This is a genomic window from Geodermatophilus africanus, from assembly GCF_900107105.1.
GTDB classification, from domain to species: domain Bacteria; phylum Actinomycetota; class Actinomycetes; order Mycobacteriales; family Geodermatophilaceae; genus Geodermatophilus; species Geodermatophilus africanus.
In genome coordinates this window covers 175,319-195,497 of record NZ_FNOT01000002.1, presented here as the reverse complement: position 1 = coordinate 195,497, position 20,179 = coordinate 175,319, and the positions used below count along the sequence as shown (strand labels likewise).

Annotated in this window: 17 protein-coding genes and 1 pseudogene; 5 read left to right on the top strand and 13 right to left on the bottom strand. The window is 76.1% G+C overall.

Going from position 1 to position 20,179, the window contains the following annotated elements; genetic code table 11:
- Window positions 1-7: 7 nt before the first annotated feature.
- Complete coding sequence (locus BLW63_RS03550; protein ID WP_091151560.1) at window positions 8-592, bottom strand: TIGR03086 family metal-binding protein; 585 nt, start codon at window positions 590-592, stop codon at window positions 8-10.
- A gap of 104 nt (window positions 593-696) precedes the next feature.
- Between BLW63_RS03550 and BLW63_RS03545 the strand changes: the two genes are divergently transcribed.
- Entirely contained in the window at window positions 697-1,782 is a 1,086-nt protein-coding gene (locus BLW63_RS03545) for a transglycosylase domain-containing protein (protein ID WP_091151558.1), read from the top strand.
- Window positions 1,783-1,915: 133 nt separating this feature from the next.
- Window positions 1,916-3,835 carry a primary-amine oxidase gene (locus BLW63_RS03540; RefSeq protein ID WP_091151556.1) on the top strand — a complete coding sequence of 640 codons (1,920 nt, stop codon included), beginning with the start codon at window positions 1,916-1,918 and terminating at the stop codon, window positions 3,833-3,835.
- Between the two features lie 227 nt (window positions 3,836-4,062).
- On the opposite strand, the gene BLW63_RS03535 is transcribed toward BLW63_RS03540, so the two are convergent.
- From BLW63_RS03535 to BLW63_RS03500, 7 genes and pseudogenes are all read right to left on the bottom strand, one after another.
- Window positions 4,063-5,067 (bottom strand): hypothetical protein, encoded by a 1,005-nt coding sequence (locus BLW63_RS03535; protein WP_091151554.1) that lies wholly within the window; start codon window positions 5,065-5,067, stop codon window positions 4,063-4,065.
- A 3-nt stretch (window positions 5,068-5,070) separates the two neighbouring features.
- Window positions 5,071-6,099, bottom strand: coding sequence for a hypothetical protein (locus tag BLW63_RS03530; RefSeq protein WP_211516982.1), 1,029 nt, complete (start codon window positions 6,097-6,099; stop codon window positions 5,071-5,073).
- Window positions 6,096-7,511 (bottom strand): annotated as a pseudogene (locus tag BLW63_RS03520) (UGSC family (seleno)protein). Before BLW63_RS03520 ends, BLW63_RS03530 begins: the two are co-directional and overlap by 4 nt.
- The gene (locus tag BLW63_RS03515) at window positions 7,508-8,605 is read right to left on the bottom strand and encodes an acyl-CoA dehydrogenase family protein (RefSeq protein ID WP_091151548.1); all 1,098 of its coding nucleotides are present in this window, start codon (window positions 8,603-8,605) and stop codon (window positions 7,508-7,510) included. The pseudogene BLW63_RS03520 and the gene BLW63_RS03515 overlap by 4 nt, the downstream one beginning before the upstream one ends.
- Entirely contained in the window at window positions 8,602-9,735 is a 1,134-nt protein-coding gene (locus BLW63_RS03510; protein ID WP_091151545.1) for an acyl-CoA dehydrogenase family protein, read from the bottom strand. Before BLW63_RS03510 ends, BLW63_RS03515 begins: the two co-directional genes overlap by 4 nt.
- 59 nt (window positions 9,736-9,794) lie before the next feature.
- Complete coding sequence (locus BLW63_RS03505; RefSeq protein WP_091151543.1) at window positions 9,795-10,532, bottom strand: enoyl-CoA hydratase/isomerase family protein; 738 nt, start codon at window positions 10,530-10,532, stop codon at window positions 9,795-9,797.
- A 45-nt stretch (window positions 10,533-10,577) separates the two neighbouring features.
- On the bottom strand, window positions 10,578-12,722 hold the full coding sequence (locus BLW63_RS03500; RefSeq protein ID WP_091151542.1) for an acetate--CoA ligase family protein: 2,145 nt from the start codon (window positions 12,720-12,722) through the stop codon (window positions 10,578-10,580).
- Window positions 12,723-12,810: 88 nt separating this feature from the next.
- On the opposite strand from BLW63_RS03500, the gene BLW63_RS03495 reads away from it, so the two are divergent.
- Complete coding sequence (locus tag BLW63_RS03495) at window positions 12,811-13,494, top strand: TetR/AcrR family transcriptional regulator (protein WP_244522328.1); 684 nt, start codon at window positions 12,811-12,813, stop codon at window positions 13,492-13,494.
- Between the two features lie 182 nt (window positions 13,495-13,676).
- On the opposite strand, the gene BLW63_RS03490 is transcribed toward BLW63_RS03495, so the two are convergent.
- From BLW63_RS03490 to BLW63_RS03475, 4 genes are all read right to left on the bottom strand, one after another.
- Window positions 13,677-14,441 carry a fumarylacetoacetate hydrolase family protein gene (locus BLW63_RS03490; protein ID WP_091151540.1) on the bottom strand — a complete coding sequence of 255 codons (765 nt, stop codon included), beginning with the start codon at window positions 14,439-14,441 and terminating at the stop codon, window positions 13,677-13,679.
- The gene (locus BLW63_RS03485; protein ID WP_091151537.1) at window positions 14,441-15,229 is read right to left on the bottom strand and encodes an SDR family oxidoreductase; all 789 of its coding nucleotides are present in this window, start codon (window positions 15,227-15,229) and stop codon (window positions 14,441-14,443) included. Before BLW63_RS03485 ends, BLW63_RS03490 begins: the two co-directional genes overlap by 1 nt.
- 29 nt (window positions 15,230-15,258) lie before the next feature.
- Window positions 15,259-16,113, bottom strand: a complete 855-nt coding sequence (locus BLW63_RS03480) for a fumarylacetoacetate hydrolase family protein (protein WP_091151535.1) — start codon at window positions 16,111-16,113, stop codon at window positions 15,259-15,261.
- Between the two features lie 74 nt (window positions 16,114-16,187).
- The gene (locus BLW63_RS03475; protein ID WP_091151533.1) at window positions 16,188-17,075 is read right to left on the bottom strand and encodes a dihydrodipicolinate synthase family protein; all 888 of its coding nucleotides are present in this window, start codon (window positions 17,073-17,075) and stop codon (window positions 16,188-16,190) included.
- Between the two features lie 142 nt (window positions 17,076-17,217).
- Here BLW63_RS03475 and lhgO point away from each other — a divergent pair, with 142 nt between their 5' ends.
- Window positions 17,218-18,429, top strand: coding sequence for an L-2-hydroxyglutarate oxidase (gene lhgO, locus BLW63_RS03470; RefSeq protein WP_091151532.1), 1,212 nt, complete (start codon window positions 17,218-17,220; stop codon window positions 18,427-18,429).
- Between the two features lie 10 nt (window positions 18,430-18,439).
- On the top strand, window positions 18,440-19,666 hold the full coding sequence (locus BLW63_RS03465; protein WP_091151530.1) for an MFS transporter: 1,227 nt from the start codon (window positions 18,440-18,442) through the stop codon (window positions 19,664-19,666).
- A 16-nt stretch (window positions 19,667-19,682) separates the two neighbouring features.
- On the opposite strand, the gene BLW63_RS03460 is transcribed toward BLW63_RS03465, so the two are convergent.
- Complete coding sequence (locus BLW63_RS03460) at window positions 19,683-20,120, bottom strand: hypothetical protein (protein ID WP_091151527.1); 438 nt, start codon at window positions 20,118-20,120, stop codon at window positions 19,683-19,685.
- Window positions 20,121-20,179: the final 59 nt, after the last annotated feature.

Here is a 20,179-nt window from a genome sequence, read left to right as displayed (position 1 = left end):
ACGGCGTTCAGCTCCCCGGACGGCGCCAGGCGGGGTCGCGGCCGGTGAGCCCGAGCAGCCGGTCCAGCGGCGGGGCGTCGTCCTGCACCGGGACCGGCGGGCCGAACAGCCCCGGCGTGGGGCCCTCGGCGGCGGACTGCTCGGCGAACCCCGTGCACGCCGCCACCGACGCCGGGTCGGCCGGGTAGTCCTGGGCGGTGGCGACGGCGAGGTCCCAGCCGTGCACCAGCACCTCGTCCAGGGCCACGATCCCCGCGACCGGCGCGGGCATCGTCACGCCGCCGGCCGTGGCGGTCCCCTCCCACGCAGAGGGCTGCCGCCACGCGGCGACCAGTTCGTCGAGCTGCGCGGGCAGCCGGGTGCGCCAGTCGGGCGGCAGGTCGTCCGGCGACGCGGAGGGCCCGCCGTGGACCGGGATCTTCTCGGCGGCCATGCGGAAGGCGGTCGTCAGGCCGGCCAGGTGGGCGAGCAGTCCGGCCACGGACGTGCCGGCGCACGGGGTCGGGTCGCCGAGCTGGTCGTCGCGGACGCCGGCCACCACCCGGGCCACCGCGGCCGCCTGCGCACCGAGGTCGAGCTGGATCGTCGTCATAGAGGGCAGACCGTCCGGTGGCACGGAACTCAGCGCGGGTGCCCCGGCCTCACGCTCCGCCGCCGTACCATGACGGTTCGCGTCCACCAGGGAGAACACCGCCCATGCCGCACGGCTCACCGGATCGCTGGCCCACCGTCCGCCGCCGGACCCGCGGGACCACGACCGCCGACCGGCCCGCGGACGACTGGTCCGGGTACGACGGGTCGGCCCCGGTCCCGCCGCGCTCGTCGTGGGACGAGGTCGCCGACCGGTACGGCCCCCCACCGGAGGAGCGCCGCGGACGCCGGTTCCGCCGCCGGGACCACCACGACGAGGAGCCGCGCCCCGCCGACGGCCGACGGGTCCGCGACGCGCGGTCGGACCGGCCTCGTTCCGGCACGCGCCGGCTGTTCACCCGGCGGATCGCGAAGGTGCTCGCCGTCGGCTTCGTCGTCCAGGCGCTGGTGATGCTCTCGCTGCGCTGGGTCGACCCGCCGACGACGGCGTTCATGGCGGCCAACCCGAACGGCGCGATCCAGCAGTCGGTGCCGGTCGAGCACGTGTCGCGCAACTTCCTCGCCGCGGTCATCGCGCACGAGGACGCCAAGCTGCCCTATCGCCCGGGCGCCTTCACCTGGGGCGAGATGTGGGCCCGCGCACTGGCGCACCTGTCCGGGGAGGAGGACCCGTCGGGCTCGACCATCCCGCAGCAGGTCGCCAAGAACCTGTTCCTCAACCAGGAGATGAGCGCCTGGCGCAAGGCGGTCGAGGCCGGCCTCTCCGCGGAGCTGGCCCTGGCCATCGACGACCGGCGGGTGCTCGAGCTCTACGTGAACTACGCCCAGTTCGGGCCGTCGCTCTACGGCGTCTGCGCGGCCAGCTGGTACTACTTCGACCGCCCGCCGCAGGACCTCCCGGTGGAGCAGGCCGTGCAGCTGGTCGGGCTGCTGCCCTCCCCCGGCCACGTGCAGCGCGCGCCCGGCGGCGGCCTGGACTTCGACGTCGCCGACGGCCAGGGCTGGCTCTCCCGCTCGCACGTCATCAACGCGCAGAAGCGGGTGCCCCGGCACATCGAGCGCCTCGGGTTCCAGCCCGTCGAGGACGCCGGCGTGACCGGGCTGGCCGGCGAGCAGCCCCCCTCGGACGACGACTGCTCGACCCGGCCGCAGGCCGTCGCCGAGCTGATCGCCGCGGAGGGCACTGCCTGAGAAAGGACCCCCTGCCCCCCGCCACTCGCGAGCTCGCGGCGGGACCCTGCAGGGGGCCATGGCGGGTCGGAGGTCCGTAGAGCACCGGCGGCTGCTTGGGCCAGGGTGGGTGTCCCCGTCCGAGGAGACCGCGATGACCGCGACCGCACCCCCTGTCACCGCGTGCCGCCACCCGCTGTCGCCACTAACCGCCGGGGAGATCGACGAGGTCCGGGACCTGGTCGCCGGGACCCTCACCAGCACGACCCGCTTCGTCCACGTCGCTCCCGAGGAGCCGGACAAGGCCGAGGTCCTCCGCTGGAGCCCCGGCACGGACGTCGACCGGCGCGTGCGGGTGCTGCTGCTCGACCGGCCCGCCGGCCGGGCCCGCGACCTCTCGGTGTCGCTGACCCGCCGGGCCGTCGTGCGCGACGTCGGGTTCCCAGTGGCTCCCGAGGGTCGGGTCCCGCTGCTGGCCGAGGACTTCGCGGAGGTCGAGGGGATCCTGGCCGCTGACGAGCGCTGGGCGGCTGCAATCGCGCGCCGCGGGCTGGAGGTCGGCAGCGTCCGCGCGGTCCCGATCACCGCCGGGATGTACGGCTCCGCAGAGGAGTACGGGTGCCGCACGATCCGCGTGCTCGGCTTCCCCCAGGCCGATCCGCACTACGGCCCGTGGGCCTCCCCCGTCGACGGCCTCGTCGCCCACGTCGACCTGCCCCGGCGGCGGACCGTCGCCGTGCACGACGCGCTCGACCTGCCGGTGCCGGCGCCGCGGGGGCCGGGGGACGCGCCGCTGCACGCCGGCCGACCCCGGACGGACGCCGGACGCACCGGCACCGGACGGCCGGAGGGGCCGGACCCCGCCGTCGGGGACGACGTCGTGCGCTGGGCGGGCTGGGAGTTCCGCATCGGCTTCGACAGCCGCGAGGGGCTGTCGCTGCACCAGGTCACCCACGGCGGCCGGTCGGTCCTCCACCGCGCGTCGATCGCCGAGATGGTGCTGCCGCACGCCGACCCGTTCCCGGCGCGCTGCTGGCAGGAGTACCCCGACACCGGCGAGTACCTCTTCGGCCGGTTCGCCGCCTCCCCCGGACCGGGCTGTGACTGCCGGGACGGGCGCCACCACCTCGACGTCGTCCTCGCCGACGACCACGGCCGGCCCCGGGTCGTGCCGCACGCGGTCTGCCTGCGCGAGGAGGACGCCGGTGTGCTCTGGGGGCGCACGGACTTCTCCCCCGCCACGTCCGAGACCCGGCGGCAGCGGCGGCTGGTGGTCCGGACCGCCACCACCGTCGGGGGCTACGACTACGCGTTCTCCTGGTCCCTGTACCTCGACGGGACGATCCGGCTCGAGGTGCGGGCGGCCGCCCTGCCCTTCGCCTCCGTCCACCGCGGCGCCGAGTACCCGTGTGCGACGGAGGTCGCGCCCGGACCGGGGGCGCCGTGCCGCCAGCACCTGTTCTGCGCCCGGCTGGACATGGCGGTCGACGGGCAGGCGAACACGGTCCACGAGGTGGACGTGGTGCGGGGGCGGGTCAGCCGGACCGCCCCCCACGGCGACGTCCTCCGCCGTCGGCGCACGGTGCTCACGCGGGAGTGGACGGCCCAGCGCACGGCCGACCCGCTGGCCGACCGGGAGTGGCACGTGGTGAACCCCTCGGTGACCAACCGGCTCGGTCAGCCGGTCGCGTACGCGCTCGTCCCCGAAGGCAGGCCGGTGCTGCTGACCGACGAGGCGTCATCCGTCCACGGCCGGGCGGCGTTCGCGACCCGGCACCTGTGGGTGACCCGGTACAACCCCGCGCAGCGGTACGCCGCCGGAGACCTGGCCGACGAGGGCGGGCTGCCGGCGTTCGTGGCCGGGAACCGGTCGCTGGAGGACGAGGACGTCGTGCTGTGGCACACCTTCGGGTCGACCCATGTCCCGCGCCCGGAGGACTGGCCGGTCGTGCCGGTCGAGGTCGCCGGTTTCCGGCTCGTGCCGGTCGGCTTCTTCGACCGCAACCCCGCGCTGGACGTCCCGCGCTCGACGCCGCCCTCCTGCGCGCCCGCGGTGCCGGACCCGCGGGAGTGACGCTCACCCGCTGCTCACGGTGCGGGGGGCGGGCTCCCAGGGCACCACCTCCTCCGCGAACCTCCACCCCTGCTTCCAGGTGTAAGCAGGGGTGGAGGTCGCCGGAGCACGAGTGCCGCGGCGCCCGGCCTGCGGCGCCGTCCCGATCCCGAGTCCGGCGGGCTGACCGGGCCGGAAGCGGCTCGCGGCTCGAGCGGCGTCGGGCGGTCAGGGCGGCGGACGCGGCGTCAGAGCGGGTGGACGGCGGCGGTGACCGAGCGGGTGCCGCCCATCCAGCTGGGCAGCAGCGCCATCTTGACGCCCGGTCCACCGGTGACCACGACCCGGACGTCCCCGGCCGAGGCGGCCACCCGCAGGTCGCCGGCCCCGTAGGCGGACGATCCCCCGGCCAGCTGCGCGGCCCCGGCGGCGAGCACCGCGTTGCCCTCCGCGAACAGGAACCCCGACACCTCCTCCGGGCCCCACCCGTGGCCGTGCAGGAACCCGGCCGGCTCCGGCGGCAGCAGCAGGAACTGCTCGCCGTCACGGAAGGCGCCCGGGTCGCCGGCGGCCAGCGCGACCCCGGCCAGGGCCGCGGCGGCCGGTGCGAGGACCTCGGCCGGGGTCCGGTAGCCCGACGCCGGCAGCACCTCGAGCACCCCGCTGGCGCCGACGACGGTCACCGCGTCGCCGTCCGCCGGAGGCGGGAACGGGCCCGGCAGCGACGCGGTGCAGCAGGTGTACTTCCCCGGCCAGCCGATCGTCGCCATGTCGGTCAGCCCGGCCCGCGCACCGCCGATGCCGGCCAGGGCCAGCGACACCGCCCGCCCGACGCAGGCGTTCGCCCGCGACCCCGGCCCCAGCCCGCCGGCCGGCGTCAGTCCCAGGGACGCCGCGACCGGACCGTGCACCAGCACCGCCACCGCGGGCGACCCGGTGGTCGTCGCGATGCCCAGCAGGTTGAACCGCGGCTCCAGCGCCGCCCGCACCGCGGCGACCACGACCGGCAGCTCGGCCGGCCGGCACCCGGCCAGCACCGCGTACCAGGCGACCGCCCGCACGGTCAGCTCGCCGAACAGCGGCGGCACCTGCCCGAGGACGGCGTCCGGTGCGGCGACGCCGTCCACCAGCGCCGCCAGCCGGTCGGCGGTCGGCGGCACCACCGGCAGCCCGTCACCGTGGCCCGCGGTCAGCAGCTCGTCGGCCACCGCGGCGGGGTCGGCGTCCGGCCCGAGCAGCGGCAAGTCAGGCACGGGTCACGGGCGGGCGGGCACGGCGCGCGACACCGCCGCCGTCGCCCCGAACGACGGGATCCACACCGAGTGCTTGCCCGCTCCCCCGGCCACGAGCACGTGCAGCATCTCCGGGCCGGTGCTCACCGGGTACGCGTCCCCGTCGGGCACCACGCCCCAGTCCTCGAACTGCCGCTGGTTGGCCTCCGACACCCGCGACACCGGGATCCGCGCCCGCTCCCACAGCGCGCCCCGCACCGCCTCCGCCGTCCACCCGTCGCGGGCGAACGTCGCCGCGTGCTCCGGGCCCAGCACCAGGAAGTGCGGACCCTTCACGTACACGTTGTTCGACCCCGGCTGGGCCATGGTCCCGGCGATGGTGAGCAGCAGGTCCTCGGCCGTCGTCCCGCCGTGGTCGTTGACGTTGTGTGGCCCCTCGGTCGCCGCGACCGTCACCACCGACTCCCCCGGCGCGAAGCCGCGGCGCACCGAGAACGGCGGGAAGGGGCTCTCCTCCTCGTTCTCGCCGAAGCAGAAGGTGTACTTCGCCGGCCCGCCCTGTGTCGCGCGGTCCATGACGCCCGGCCGCGCCCCGCCGACGTGCGTGGTGACCAGTTGCACCGCCCGGCCGATGACCGCGTTGGCCCGGGTGCCCTGGCCCAGGCAGTTGGCGCCGGAGTTGACGCCCAGCTCCGCGCGCACGGGGCCGTTCACGACGACCATCGGCGCGCACGGGTGCGTCGTGGCCAGCACGCCGTGCAGGTTGTACTCGGGTGCCTGCAGCGCGCGGACGGCGGCGAGCACCACCGGCAGGTCCGCCGGCCGGCAGCCGGCCATCACGGCGTTGGCGGCGAAGCTCTCCCGGGTCGGCACCAGCCCGGACGGCGGCAGCGGCCCCAGCTCCAGGTCGATGCCGTCGAGCGCGGCCAGCGCGGCCGCCACCCGGGCCGGCGTCGGGGCCACCAGTGGCAGGCCGTCGCCCCAGCCGCGGCGGTACGCCTCCTCCTGCCAGCTCTCCTCGGTGACCCCGCGCAGGTCCAGCACGGCACTCACGACTGACCCCTCGCCTCGTCGGCCATCCGCAGCAGCTCGGCCGCCGCACCCTCGATCCGCCCGGCCAGTTCGGTCCCGGTGAGGCCGCCCACCGGGTGCGGCACCACCAGAAGGCGCGGCTGCACGCGTCGCGCCTGGGCCTGCGCCTGCACCAGCGGCAGGAACGTCTCGGTCACCACCAGGGGTGCCACGACGCCGCGCCGCTCCAGTTCCACCGAGTCGTGGAGACTCCACGACGAGCACGAGCCCTAGTCGCCGACCGCCACCAGCACCATCTTGAACCGCTGCGACAGCCAGTCGATCTGGTCGGGGTCGGCCGCCACCGAGGCGCTCTCCTTGGCCGCGAAACCGAGCTCGGGCAGCTCCCAGTGCGCCTGCAGCCGCTCGCCGAGCCCGCGCAGCAGCTCGGTCGCGTTCGGCTTGGAGTTGGTGAACAGCGCGACGTCGGCCCACGTCGCCGTGCTGTCGGTGGCCTCCACCGGCCCGGCGTCGCCCTCGGGCAGCACGCCGTGCGTCGGGTCCACGATCCGCAGCGACCCGGCGGTTGCCGCCAGTGCCGCGACCGCGGCCTCCCCGGCGGCGCGCCCGTCGGCCTCGGCGGCGGCCAGCGACTGCTCCGCCCCCGCGCGCGCGTCGCCGGCCACGAGGACGCCGTCCCCCGGGACCAGCCGGCCCTCCGCGTCGGCGGCCAGCCCCGCCACCAGGCCCTCCGGGCCACGCCGGTCGACGAACGGGAACACCCCCGCGACCGCGAGCTCCCGCTCCCCGTCGGCAGTCCGGACGACGACGCCCGACAGCACGCCCTCGCCGCGCAGCGCGGTCACCGCCGCGCCGGTCACGACGTCGACCCGCCCGTCGGCCGCCAGCCGCGCCGCCCGCGCCGCTGACCACCGCGGCTCCCCCGGCACCAGCACGGTCACCGCGGCGGCGAAGCCGGCCAGCTCGAGCGCCTCCTCCGCCGTCCACTCGTCGTCGCCCACCACGGCGACCGCGCGGCCGCGGAACAGCGGCCCGTCACAGCCGGCGCAGGTCGAGATCCCGCGGCCGACCAGCGCCTCCTCCCCCGGCAGCCCCAGCCGCCCGGCGGACAGCCCGGCCGCGACGACCACCGCGCCGGCGGTCACCTCGCCGTCGCCGGTCTCCAGCCTGGCCGGTCCACCGGGGTGCACCCGGGTCACCTCGGCGTAGGCGATCCGGACGCCTGCTTCCTCGGCCGCGGCGGTCAGCGCCGACATCAGCTCGGGTCCGGTCCCGCCGGGGTGGTCGTGCAGCGTAGTCAGGTTGACCAGCTGACCGCCGGGGCTCAGCCGCTCGTAGGCCACGACGCGCAGCCCGCGCTCGGCGGCTACCTGTGCGGCGACCAGGCCCGCGGTGCCCGCGCCGACGACGGCGACGTCCCAGTCGGTGCTCATGCGACCGCGCCCTCGGGTGAGCCCGCGAGCTCGCCCACCAGCCCCGTCGAGATGCTCGGCCACAGCGCGTCGGCGCCCTCGGCGGCGAGCCGGCGGCCCAGCTCCCGGCTCCAGTACCGCTCGCCGCCGAACTCGTCGCGCCACGACCACAGCCGCCGGGTGAGCTGGCCGAGCTCGTACTCCTTGGTCATGCCGATCGCGCCGTGCGCCTGGTGGGCGGCCCGGGCGGCGACCGTCGCCGCCTCCCCGGCCGCCGCCTTGGCCGCGGCGACGTCGTCGAACGAGGGGTCCGGCCGGGCGTTCAGCGCGGCGACCTGCGCCGCGAGGCCGGCCAGCTGGGTCTCCTCCGCGATCGTCACCAGGTGCGCCTGCACCGCCTGGAAGCGGGCGATCGGGCGGCCGAACTGCTGGCGCTCGCCGGTGTAGCGCAGGCTCAGCTCGCTCACCCGGGCCAGCGCGCCGGCGATCTGCGCCGAGCGGGCCAGCGCCCCGCGCAGCCGCAGCGCCGCGGGGTCCACGCCGTCCGGCGCCGGCGCCACCGCGTCCTCGGGCAGCTCGACGTCGTCCCAGACGAGGGTGTCCCGGGGCTCGGCGGCCAGGTTGCGGCCGGGCGTGACGCTCGCCGCGGCGGTGGGCGCCGAGACGACGACCCGCTGCCCGCCGGTCTCGGCGAACGCCACCACCCGGGTGCTGCGCCCGCCCCACGGCACCCGGGACAGCCGTGCGGTCAGGCGCCGGCCGGTGAGCCGCACGGTGTCCCCGGGCCGGCCGACCGCCACCGACAGCGTGCCCTCGGGCAGCTCGAGCCCGGCCGCGGCCAGCGCCCAGCCGGCGAGCAGCCCGGTCTCGGCCAGCGGCACCGGGGCGGCGAAGCGTCCGGCGACGGTGAGCAGCGCGCACGCGTCGGCGACGTCCCCGCCGGAGCCGCCGGCCTCCTCGGGCACCGACACCAGCGGGAAGCCGGACTCGCTCAGCGCGTCCCAGAGCCGCCCGCTCCAGGCGGTCGCCTCCGCGGCGACGACGTCCTCGGGGGTGCACAGGTCGCCGAACAGGCCGGTCGCGACCTCGGTCAGCATCTGCCGGTCGTCACTCATGCGGCCAGTCCCTTCGCGGCGACGGAGCGGAGGACCTCGGTGGTGCCGCCGCGCAGCGTGTACGACGGCGAGGTCAGCACGGCCTCGGCGAGCAGCGCCTGGAACAGCGAGCCGGAGCCCTGGTCGAGCTCGGTCTCGGCGGCGTCCCGCAGCGCCTCGACCAGGTCCTGCTCGAAGCGGGTGCCGACCTCCTTGACCAGCGCGGCCTCGACCGAGGGCGCCGCCCCGGCGTCGAGCGAGCGGGCGACCGACAGCGACAGGTGCCGGATGGCGCGGGCGCGGGCGGCCAGCCGGCCCAGGACGGCGGCCTCGTCGTCGGTCACCGCGGGGCGCTCACGCAGCCACTCGCGCAGCACCGGGAAGGTCGACAGCCAGCGGTCGGGGCCGCTGCGCTCGTAGGCCAGCTCGCTGGTCACCTGCTGCCAGCCGCTGCCGAGCTCGCCGAGCACCATGTCGTCGGGCACGAACACCTCCTCCAGCGCGACCTCGTTGAAGTGGTGGCTCCCGTCGAGGTACGGGATCGGCGAGACGGTGACCCCGGGGTCGTGCAGGTCGACGACCAGCTGGGACAGGCCGGCGTGCTTGCGGCCCTCCTCCATCGGCGAGGTGCGGCAGAGGACGGCGAAGAAGTGGTTGTTGTGGGCCTCGCTGGTCCACACCTTGGTGCCGGTGACCGTCCAGCCACCCTCGACCCGGGTGGCGCGGGTGCGCACCGAGGCGAGATCGGAGCCGGAGTCGGGCTCGCTCATGCCCAGCGAGAAGTACACCTCCCCCGCGGCGATGCCGGGGAGGAACCGCCGCCGCTGCTCCTCGGTGCCGAAGTGCAGCAGCGCCGGCGCGGTCTGCCGGTCGGCGACGAAGTGCGCCCCGATCGGCGCGCCGGCGGCGAGCAGCTCCTCGGCGACGACGAACCGGTCGACGGCGCTGCGGCCGTGGCCGCCGTACTCCGGCGGGATCGCCATGCCGACCCAGCCGCGCTCGGCCAGCGTGCGGGAGAACTCCGGGTCGTGCCGGCCGGCGAAGCCGAGCGCGGGCCGGGAGTCCGCGGGCAGCTCGGCGGCGAGGAAGTCGCGCACCTCGGCGCGCAGTGCCTCCTCGGCCGGGCTGAGCACGGTCGGGGCGAACTGCATGGCATCCCTCCAGGGTGTCCCCGCCGGGCCGGCACCGTCGCCGGCCCGGCGGGGCTCGGTCAGGCGGTCTCGCGGCGCCGCTGGGACCACATCTGCGTGGCCCGCTCGAAGTGCAGGGCGGCCTCCCAGCCGATCCCGGGCGGACCGGCCTCGGTGCGGAAGGAGCGGACCGCCTCCCGGGCCAGCTCCGGGTCCTTGGCCGCGCGGCCGGCGAGCTCGAGGGCGAGGTCCTCGACCTGGTCGTCGGGCACCGCCCTCCACGCCAGCCCGATCTCGGCGGCGCGCACACCGTCGACCTCCTCGCTGAACAGCCCCATCGCGGCGGTGGCCTCGCGGCCCGCCGTCCGGCTGCTGATCGTGAAGTAGCCGCCGCCGGGGTGCAGGCCGATGCGCAGGAAGCCGGCCAGCAGCCGGGCGTCCTCGGCGACGATGCGCAGGTCGGTGGAGAGCGCCAGGTTGATCCCCGCGCCCACCGCGGCGCCGCGGACGGCGGCGATCGTCGGCACCTGCAAGGTGCCGACGCGGCGGAAGGCGGTGTAGACCGCGCCGAGCTCCTTGTACGTCCTGTCCTCGGCCTGGTCGCTGCCCGGCGTCCAGCGTCGCCGGTCGGCGCCCGAGCAGAACGTGCCGCCGGCCCCGCGGACGACGGCCGCGCCGATCGCCGGGTCGGCGTCCACCTCGTCGCAGAGCTCCGAGAGCTGCAGCCCCATCTCCGGGGTCAGCCCGTTCCTGACCTCGGGCGAGTCGACCGTGAACACGGCGACGCCGCCGTTCCGCTCCAACTGGATCTGTCCCACGGGGGGTGTCCTGCCTCTCTGCTGGGGGTGGTCTGCCGAGGATGCCTACTCGCCGACCGGCTCCCGCGAGCCGGTGGTGCGGACGAGGACGTCGACGGCGGTGGCGCCCCGCCCGCGCGGCGCGACGATCAGCGGGTTGACCTCGAACTCGGCCAGCCGGTCGCCCGCGGCCAGCGCCGCCTGCGACAGCCGGACGACGGCGTCGACGGCGGCCGGCACGTCGGCGGGCTCGGCGCCGCGGAAGCCGGCCAGCAGCGGCCAGGCACGCAGGCTGCGCAGCATCGCCCACGCCTCCTCCGGCGTCACCGGTGCCAGCGCCGAGGCGAGGTCCCGGTACAGCTCGGTGGTCACCCCGCCGAGGCCGACGGTGACCACGGGCGGGAAGCCGTCGCGCCCGGCGGTCACCCCGAGGATCAGCTCGGTGCCCGGCGGGATGAGCTCCTGCACGAGCACGCCCTCGACCCCGGGGACGTGGTGCGCCCGCGCGGCGTCGAGGAGCTCGGTGAAGACGGTGGGGGCCTCGTCCGGACCGACGCCGACCCGCACGCCGCCGACCTCGCTCTTGTGCGCGAGGTCGGCCGCGGCCAGCTTGAGCACGCCCGGGCCGGGCAGCGCCGCGACCGCCTCGCGGGCCGCCTCCGGCGTGGTGACCAGCGTGGACGACGGCTGCGCGATGCCGACCGACCGCAGCAGCGCGGCGCCGTCGACCACCGGGGCTTCGAGCAGCGCGCGCACCTCCGTGGCCGGGACCCCGGGCACCGGCGGCAACGGCGGGGGCGTGCCGCGGCGCACCGGCGGCGCGAGCCGCGCGGCGACCCGGGCCAGGTCGCCGACCGAGCCGAACACCGGGACGCCCGCCGCCCGGAACACCCGGCGTCCCTCGACGGTCAGCTCCTGCCCGGCGATCCAGCCGACCAGCAGCGGGCAGGGCAGCTTGGCGGCGGTGGCGACGAGGTCCTCGGCCAGCCGGGCGCCGGTGTCGCCGACGACCATGGTCACGAGGACGGCGACGACGTCCACCGCGTCGTCCTCGGCGATGATCCGGCAGACGTCGCCGAAGGCGTGCGCGCCCCGGTTGAACAGCTGCGCGGTCACGTCGACCGGGTTGGCCAGCGCGCCGAAGGGCGGGATCAGCGGGCGCAGCCGCGCCTGGGTCGCGGCCGAGAGCTCGGGCAGCTGCAGGCCGACGTCCTCGCACTGGTCGGCGGCCAGGCTGCCGGCCCCGCCGGAGGTGGTGACGACGGCGACCCGCGTCCCCTCCGCCGGCTTGCCGGCGGCCAGCACCGCGGCGACGGCGAGCAGCTCGTCGATGTCGTCGACCAGCACCACGCCGTACCGCCGCGAGGTGAGCACGAAGGCGACGTCGTCCCCGAGCATCGAGCCGGTGTGGCTGGCCACCGCGCGACGCCCGGCGCTGGAGCGCCCCGAGCGCAGCACGACCAGGTGCTTGCCGGCCCGCTGCGCGCGGCGGGCGAGCTCGGCGTAGGCCGCGCCGTCGCCGGTGGCCTCGACGTAGAGCATCAGCACCCGCACCGTCGGGTCGGCCAGCAGGTGCAGCGAGACCTCGGTCAGGTCGAGGTCGACCTGGTTGCCGGTGCTGAACCACGCCGCCAGCCCCAACCCCATGTCGGTGGCCAGGTCGAGCACCGAGCCGCCGACCGCGCCGCTCTGCCCGACATAGGCGACGCCGCTGCCGGAGGTCAGCGGCCGGTCGGCGGCGGCGGTGAAGGTGGCGACCACGCCGGTGGGCGCGTAGAGGAAGCCCTGGCAGTTCGGCCCCACGACGCGGACGCCGGTCTCCTGCGCCACCGCGGCCAGCCGCTGCTGCAGCGCCACCCCCTCGGGGCCGACCTCGGCGAACCCGGAGGCGTAGACGACCGCCGCCCTCGCACCGACCGCGGCGGCCTGCCGGATCGCGTCCACGACCCGGTCGGCGGCGACGAGCACCAGCACCAGGTCGACCGGACCCGGGACGTCGGTCAGCGTCGGGTAGCAGCGCCGGCCGACCAGCTCGTCGTAGTTGGGGTTGACCGGATAGAGGCCGCCCTCGTACCCGTGCTCGACCAGGTAGCGCAGCGGCCGGGACATGAGGTTCTCGGACCGGCCGGAGATGCCGAGCAGCGCGATCCCACGCGGCCGCAGCAGCGACTGCAGCCCGTCGTCGTGCGGGTGCGGCGTCGGCGCGGTCATCGGGACGCCTCCTCAGGGGGACGACAGGTGGGCTCGCTGGCAGCTAAGTTGACATCGACGTCAATGTCAACGAACCGCGGAGGTGCCCGTGCCCCGACCGTCCGCGGCCGAGCCGCCCGCCGGGGACGCCGGCCCGAGCGTGCCGCCCGCGCTGCCGACCACCGAGCGCGGCCGCCGGATGCGGGCCCGGCTGCTCGCCGCGGCCCGTGAGGTGTTCGAGCGCGACGGCTTCCTGACGGCCCGGGTCACCGACATCTCGGCGGCGGCCGGCGTCGCGCACGGCAGCTTCTACACGTACTTCGGCTCCAAGACCGCCGTCTTCCGGGCGCTGGTGGCCGAGACCATGGACGACCTCTACGCCTCGATGGCGACCCACGGCGAGGCAGGCCCGCCGGACGGCTCCCCGGCCGGGCTGGCGGTGCACCGCATCGACCAGGCCAACCGCCGGTTCGTCGCCATGTACCGGCAGAACACCGCGCTCATGGCGCTCTTCGAGCAGGTGACCACCTTCGACCCGGAGGTGCGTGCGCTGCGCCGGGCGGCCCGGGAGCGCAACGTCGGCCGGGTGCGGCACAGCATCGAGCAGCTCCAGCGCGACGGCGTCGTCGCCGCCGACCTCGACGCCGAGTACGCCGCCCACGCGCTGGTCGCCATGGTCAACGGCGCGGTGCACTACTGGCTGGTGCTCGACGGCGACTTCGAGGAGGAGCGGCTCGTCGCCACGCTGACCCGGTTGTGGGCGCAGGCGCTGGGTCTCCCGTCACGCGGCTGACGGAGCCGGACCACGGCGGGGCGCCGCTCCGGCCGGCACGACCTGTCCCCGGGAGAGTCAGCCCCTGCTTACAGGTGGAAGCAGGGGCCGACTCTCTCCGGAGGAGGGGTCGGTCCGGAGCGGGGCCCGGACCCGAAGCCGGTCCGGAGCGGGGCCCGGACCCGGAGACCACCCGGGGTGGCTCAGCCTCCGACGATGCGGGTGGCGAGCGACCCGATCCCCTCGATGGTCACGGTCACCTCGTCCCCGACCTGCAGCGGCCCGACGCCGGCCGGGGTGCCGGTCAGGACGACGTCCCCGGGCAGCAGGGTCATCGTCTGGCTGACCCAGGACACGCACCTAGCGACGTCGAGCAGCATGTCCGCCGTCGTGCCGTCCTGGCGCACCTCGCCGTTCACGGTGGTCCGCAGCGACAGCGCCGCCGGGTCGACGTCGGTCTCCACCCACGGCCCCAGCGGGCAGGAGCGGTCGAAGCCCTTCGCGCGGGTCCACTGCTTCTCGGCCCGCTGCAGGTCCCGCATGGTCAGGTCGTTGGCGACCGTGTAGCCGAGCACCACGTCGGCCACCCCCTCGGCCGGGACCCGCGTGCACTCCCGGCCGATCACGACCGCCAGCTCACCCTCGAAGTGCAGGTCCGCCGTGTCCGGCGGGTAGGGAACCTCGGCGTCCGGCCCGACGACCGACGTGGAGAACTTGGCGAACACCACCGGGATCTCCGGCACCTCGTTGCCCAGCTCCCTGGCGTGCTCGGCGTAGTTGCGGCCGAGGCAGAGCACCTTGCTCGGCTCGACGGGGGCCAGCAGGCGCACGTCGGCGAGCGGGGTGCGCTCCTCCGTCGTCCGGACGCCGTCGAACGGGGACCCGTCCAGCCGGACCACGTCGTCGCCCTCCATCAGGCCGTACGACGCCGGGCCACCACCGGGCGCGGTGTAGCGGACGAGGCGCATCAGATGGCCCGGACCATGCCGCCGTCGACCAGGAAGTTCTGGCCGGTGACGTAGGTGTTGGCGCCGGAGGCGAGGAACGCCGCCATCTTGCCGAACTCCTCGGCGGTGCCGTAGCGGCCGAGCGGGATGCCCTTCTCGCTCTGCGCGCGGACGTCCTCGACCGACTGGCCGGTCTTCTCGGCACGCCCGGCGTCGAGGGAGGCGACACGGTCGGTGGCGATCCGGCCCGGTCCGATCGTGTTGACCAGGACGCCGTCGGGCGCCACCTCCAGGGCGACGCTCTTGGCCAGCCCGAGCAGCCCCACCCGGAAGGTGTTGGACAGCGTGAGGTTGTCGATCGGCTGCTTGATCGACGAGGACGCCACCGTGACGATCCGGCCCCAGCCCTGCTCGCGCATGTGCGGCAGCACGCCGCGGAAGAGCCGCACGGTGGAGAGCAGGTTCAGCTCGAAGGCCTGCTGCCACGTCGCGTCGTCCAGTGCGTCGAAGCCGCCCGGCGGCGGCCCGCCGGCGTTGTTCACCAGCACGTCGATGCCGCCGAGCCGCTGCTGCGTCTCGTGCAGCAGCCGGTCGAGGTCGGCGGCGTCGGCGACGTCGGCCGGGCAGTGCTCGACCTGCGCGCCGGTGGCGTCGGCGATCTCCTGCGCCGTCCGCGCCAGCTGGTCGGCGCCGCGACTGGAGACCATCACGCGCGCGCCCTCGGCGGCCAGCTGGGTCGCGGTGGCGCGGCCCAGGCCCTTGGAGGCGGCGGTGACCAGGGCGACCCGGCCGGTGAGTTCGAGGTCCATCGGGGTGCGCTCCGTCGGATCGGGGGCCGTCAGGCCACGGGGTTGGTGAGCTCGCGGAAACCGGTGATCTGCACGCCGGCGGTGTCGCCGGAGCGGATGTGCACCGCTCCGGGCGTGCCGGTCGAGATGACGTCGCCGGGCAGCAGGGTCATGACCCGCGAGTGGAAGGCGACCAGCCACCACGGCCGGAAGGTCATGTGGGAGACGACGTTGCGCCGGTGCACCTGCCCGTTGTGGATCGTCGCGACCTCGAGCGCGTCGACGTCGTCCACCTCGTCGACGGTCACCAGCTCCGGCCCGAAGCTGAAGAAGGTGTCGAAGCTCTTCGAGCGGGTCAGGTAGCGCGGGTTCTTCTCGAGGATGTCCTCGGCGGTCATGTCGACGATCGTGGTGAAGCCGGCGACCACCGAGGGGGCGTCGGCCTCGTCGACGTCCTTGCACTCGCGGCCGATGACCACGCCCAGCTCGCCCTCCGCGGTGGTGCGCTGCGACTGCGGCGGGATCCGGATCGGGTCGCCGGGGCCGATGATCGCGGTGTCGGGCTTGAGGAAGCTGGCCGGCTCGGTCGAGGGCGCCTTCTCGGACAGGTCCGCGGCGTGCTCGACGTAGTTCAGCCCGATGCCCCAGATCTTGCGCGGCCGGCGGTAGAGCGGCGCGTAGACCACCTGCTCCTGCGGCAGCGCGAGCTCGTCGAGCCGGGCGGCGTCCTGGCCGGCCACCCAGTCGCGCAGCTCCTCGACCCGGCCGCGCTCGAGGAGCTCCTGCACGGTCGCCGGCCAGTCGGCGCGCAGGCGCTCGTTGAGGGCGGGCAGCGGCACGGCACCGCCGGGGCGCACCAGCGCCCCGGGCTCGGCGCCGTCCAGTCGCAGCGTCGTCAGTCGCACGGGCGGGTCCTCTCGCGGGCGGGGCCCCGGGCGCGCGGCAGCGCGCCGCCGGGGCGGTGGGTGGGACGACGGGGCTACAGGCCGACGGCCGCGATCAGGTCGTCGAGCTCGGCGAGGGTCAGCTCGTCGACCGGCGGGGCGGGGAAGCGGGCGTGCGGCGAGGCGATCGCGCCGCGGCGGGCGAAGACCTGCTTGCGGATGGTCACCCCGCCGACGCCGAGCTGGGCCTCGTAGCGGATGAGCGGCAGGTACCGGAAGAAGAACTCCTGCGCGCCCGCGCGGTCGCCGGCGACGAACCGCTCATAGGTGCCGACCAGCACCTGCGGGAAGCCGAAGCCGGTCATGATGCCGTCCGCGCCGCGCAGCAGCTCCTCGTACAGGTAGAGCCCGCCGAGGCCGCCGAAGACGCCCACCTGCTCCTTGGCCCGCTGCTTCACCGCGGTGATCTTCGGCAGCGTCGGCGTCTCCTCGAGCTTGAGGTAGCGGCAGCCCTCGATCTCGTCGAGCAGGCGGACGAGGAACGGCGCGGGCATGACGACCCCGGTGTTGACCGGCTCGTCCTGCACGACGACGGGCACCGACACCGCCTCGGCGACCAGCCGGAAGTGCTCGAAGACCAGGTCGAGGTTCCGGGTGTTCTCCGGCGGGGCGAGCATGACGGCCGCGGCGCCGGCGTCCTCGGCGCGGCGGGCGTAGTCCAGCGCCATCCTCGTGGCCCGCGCCGAGACCCCGGCGACGACCGGCACCCGGCCGGCGGTCGCCTGCAGGTAGCGCCGCAGCACCCGCTCGCGCTCCTCGTCGAGCAGCTTGGCGGCCTCACCCATGATCCCGAGGATGGTCAGCCCGTGGGCCCCGGCGCCGAGGTAGTCCTCGACCAGGCTGTCGATGCTGCCCTCGTCGACCGAGCCGTCGTCGGTGAACGGCGTCAGTGTGATCGGTAGCACACCCGAGAGGGCGCTCACCGCGAACTACCCTGCGGACGGGGACGACGGCCTCGGGCCGGACACGCGACGGAGATCACAGCGGTCACCGTAGCCGCCGGTCGCGGGCCGGGCCCCCACCCCTGCCTCGCACCGACGCGGGGGCACCGGAGGACGGAGGACGATGCCGGTCCAGCGATACACCGTGGTCGGGGGCGGGATCATCGGGACAGCGGTGGCCCGCCGCCTGCTCGCCGAGCGCCCCGACGCCGAGGTGACGGTCCTGGAGAAGGAGCACCGGCTCGCCGCCCACCAGACCGGCCGGAACTCGGGCGTGGTGCACGCCGGCCTGTACTACGAGCCCGGCTCGCTCAAGGCGACGCTGTGCCGCCGCGGGGTCGCCCTGCTCAAGGAGTTCTGCGCCGAGCACGGCCTGCCCTACGACGAGATCGGCAAGGTGCTCGTCGCGCTGGACGGCGCCGAGGAGCAGCGGCTGGGCGCGATCGCCGAGCGGGCCCGCGCCAACGGCGTCCCCGGGATCCGGGTGATCGACCGGGCGGAGCTGCGCGAGCTCGAGCCGCACGTCGCCGGCATCGCCGCGCTGCACTCGCCGACCACCGCGATCGTCGACTACGTGTCGGTCACCGAGCGGCTCGCCGCCGACGCCCGGGCCGCCGGCGCCACGGTCCGCACCGGCTTCGAGGTGGCCGCGTTCCGGTCCACCGGAAGACGGGTCGTGGTCACCAGCACCGCCGGCGAGGAGGTCGCCGCCGACCGGGTGGTGCTCTGCGCGGGCCTGCAGGTCGACCGGCTGGCCCGCCTGGCGGGGGACGACGACGCCCCGCGGATCGTGCCCTTCCGCGGCGAGTACTACGCGCTCACGCCCGAGAAGCGCGCGCTGGTCAACGGCCTGGTCTACCCAGTGCCCGACCCGCGGTACCCGTTCCTCGGGGTGCACCTGACCCCGCGGTTCGACGGCGAGGTGCTGGTCGGCCCCAACGCCGTCCTGGCGCTGGCCCGCGAGGGCTACCGGTGGCGCGACGTCTCCCCCGCCGAGCTGGTCGCGATCGCCCGCTTCCCGGGCTTCCGGCGGTTCGCCCGGCAGCACTGGCGCACCGGCCTGGCCGAGATGCGCGGGTCGCTGTCCAAGAAGGCCTACACCGCCGCCGCCCGCCGCTACGTGCCCGAGCTGACCGTCGAAGACATGGTGCCCGCGGCCGCGGGGATCCGGGCCCAGGCGCTGGAGTCCGACGGCAGCCTGGTCGACGACTTCCGCATCACCCGGCGGGGCGCCGTGGTGGCCGTGCGCAACGCGCCCTCCCCGGCCGCCACGTCGTCGCTGGCCATCGCCGAGCACCTCGTCGGCGTGCTGCTGGCCGAGGACGGCCGGCCGTGAGCCGGACCTCGTGAGCCGCGGCCGGGGGCGCCCCGCGGGGCCGCGCCGCGCCGCCACCGCGGCGGTCACGGTGACCACCGCGGGCGTGCTCCCGGCCTACCTCGTCGGCGTGCTCTGGGTGCAGGTGCGCGCCGACCTCGGCGTCGGCCCGTCCCAGCTCGGCCTGCTGGTCGCCGCGTTCTTCGCCACCTCGGCGGTGTCGGCGCTGTCCGCGGGGACGCTGGTCCGCAAGCTCGGCACGGTGCGGGTGGTGCGCCTCGCCGGGCTGACCGCGGCGGTCGCGATGCTCGTCGTCGCGCTGGCCGCCCGCGACACCGCCGTCCTCGTCGCCGCGCTCGTCCTCGGCGGGTGGGGCAACGGCATCGGGCAGCCGGCGAGCAACGACCTCATCGCGCGCTCGGTGTCGGCCGGCCGGCAGGGCCTGGCCTACGGCCTCAAGCAGGCGGCGATCCCGCTGTCGACGCTGCTGGCCGGCGTGGCGGTCCCGCTGGTCGCCATCCCCCTGGGCTGGCGGACGGCGTTCGGCATCGGCGCGGTCCTGGCGCTGCTCGTGGTGCTCTCCGTGCCCGGTCAGCGGCGGCTGGGGTCGGCCGGGTCGTCGTCGCCGCCGTCGGAGGCGGCCGGGCCGTTCCGCCGCGCGCCGCTGTACGTGCTCGCCGCCGGGTTCGCCCTCGCTGCCGGCACCGGCAACGCGCTGGGCTCCTTCTTCGTCACGACCGCCGTCGCCGGCGGCATCGCCCCCGCGACCGCCGGCGTGCTCGCCGCGGTGGCCGGCGGGGTGGGCGCGATCGCCCGGGTGCTCGTCGGGTGGCTGGCCGACCGCGTGCGCACCCGCTGGCTGCTCGTCGTCGCCGCGCAGATGTCCGTGGGCGGACTGTCCTACGCGCTGCTCGGCACCGGCGTCGAGGCGCTCATCGTCATCGGCGCGGTGGTCGGCTACTGCACCGGCTGGGCGTGGGCCGGGCTGTCGACCTACGCCGTCACCCGCATGCACCACGGCATGGCCGCCCAGGCCACGTCGATCACCCAGGGCGGCATGGGGCTGGGCGCGGCGGCCGGGCCGCTGGCCTTCGGCGGGCTGCTCTCGGTCAGCTCCTACGCCGTCGCCTGGACCGCGACCGCCGTCCTGGCCGTCGTCGCCGGGCTGGTCGTCGTGCTCGGCCGGCACCTGCTGCTGCGCGAGCGCCCCGCGCTGGTGGCCGCGCACCGGCAGCGCCGGGCCGCCGCGCGGGCCTGAGCGCCGCGCCGCCCGGTCAGCCGCGCACCGGCCAGGCGGCCAGCGGCTGCTGGTCGTCGCCGTGGCTGCCCCCGGCGTGGGCGACGGCGGCCAGCAGCAGCCCGAGCGCATCGCGGTCGAGGCCGGCGGCGAGGTCGGCGAGGTCGACCGGCTGCCCGTCGGCGAGCGAGGCGGCGGCGCGCAGCAGGCGCAGCTGGCTGCCGTCGCCGCCGATCGTGCCGGCACGCAGCGCGGCGTCGACCTCCGGCCAGGCGACCTGCGCCCACAGCCCCTCGCCGTCGACGTCGTCGAGCAGGCACACCAGGCCCGCGGCCTGCAGCTGCGGCAGCCAGTGCCCGGCGTTGGCCAGCAGGAGGACCGCCGCCTCGGCGGAGTAGTCGCCGACCGCGGCCCGCAGCAGGGCGGTCTCGAGGTCGGCGAGGTCGAGGTCGGCGGCCCGGGGCTCGAGGATCACGGCATTCCCTCCCCGGAGTGCGTGTGGCATGCCACCGCCACCATGCCCGGACGGTCTGA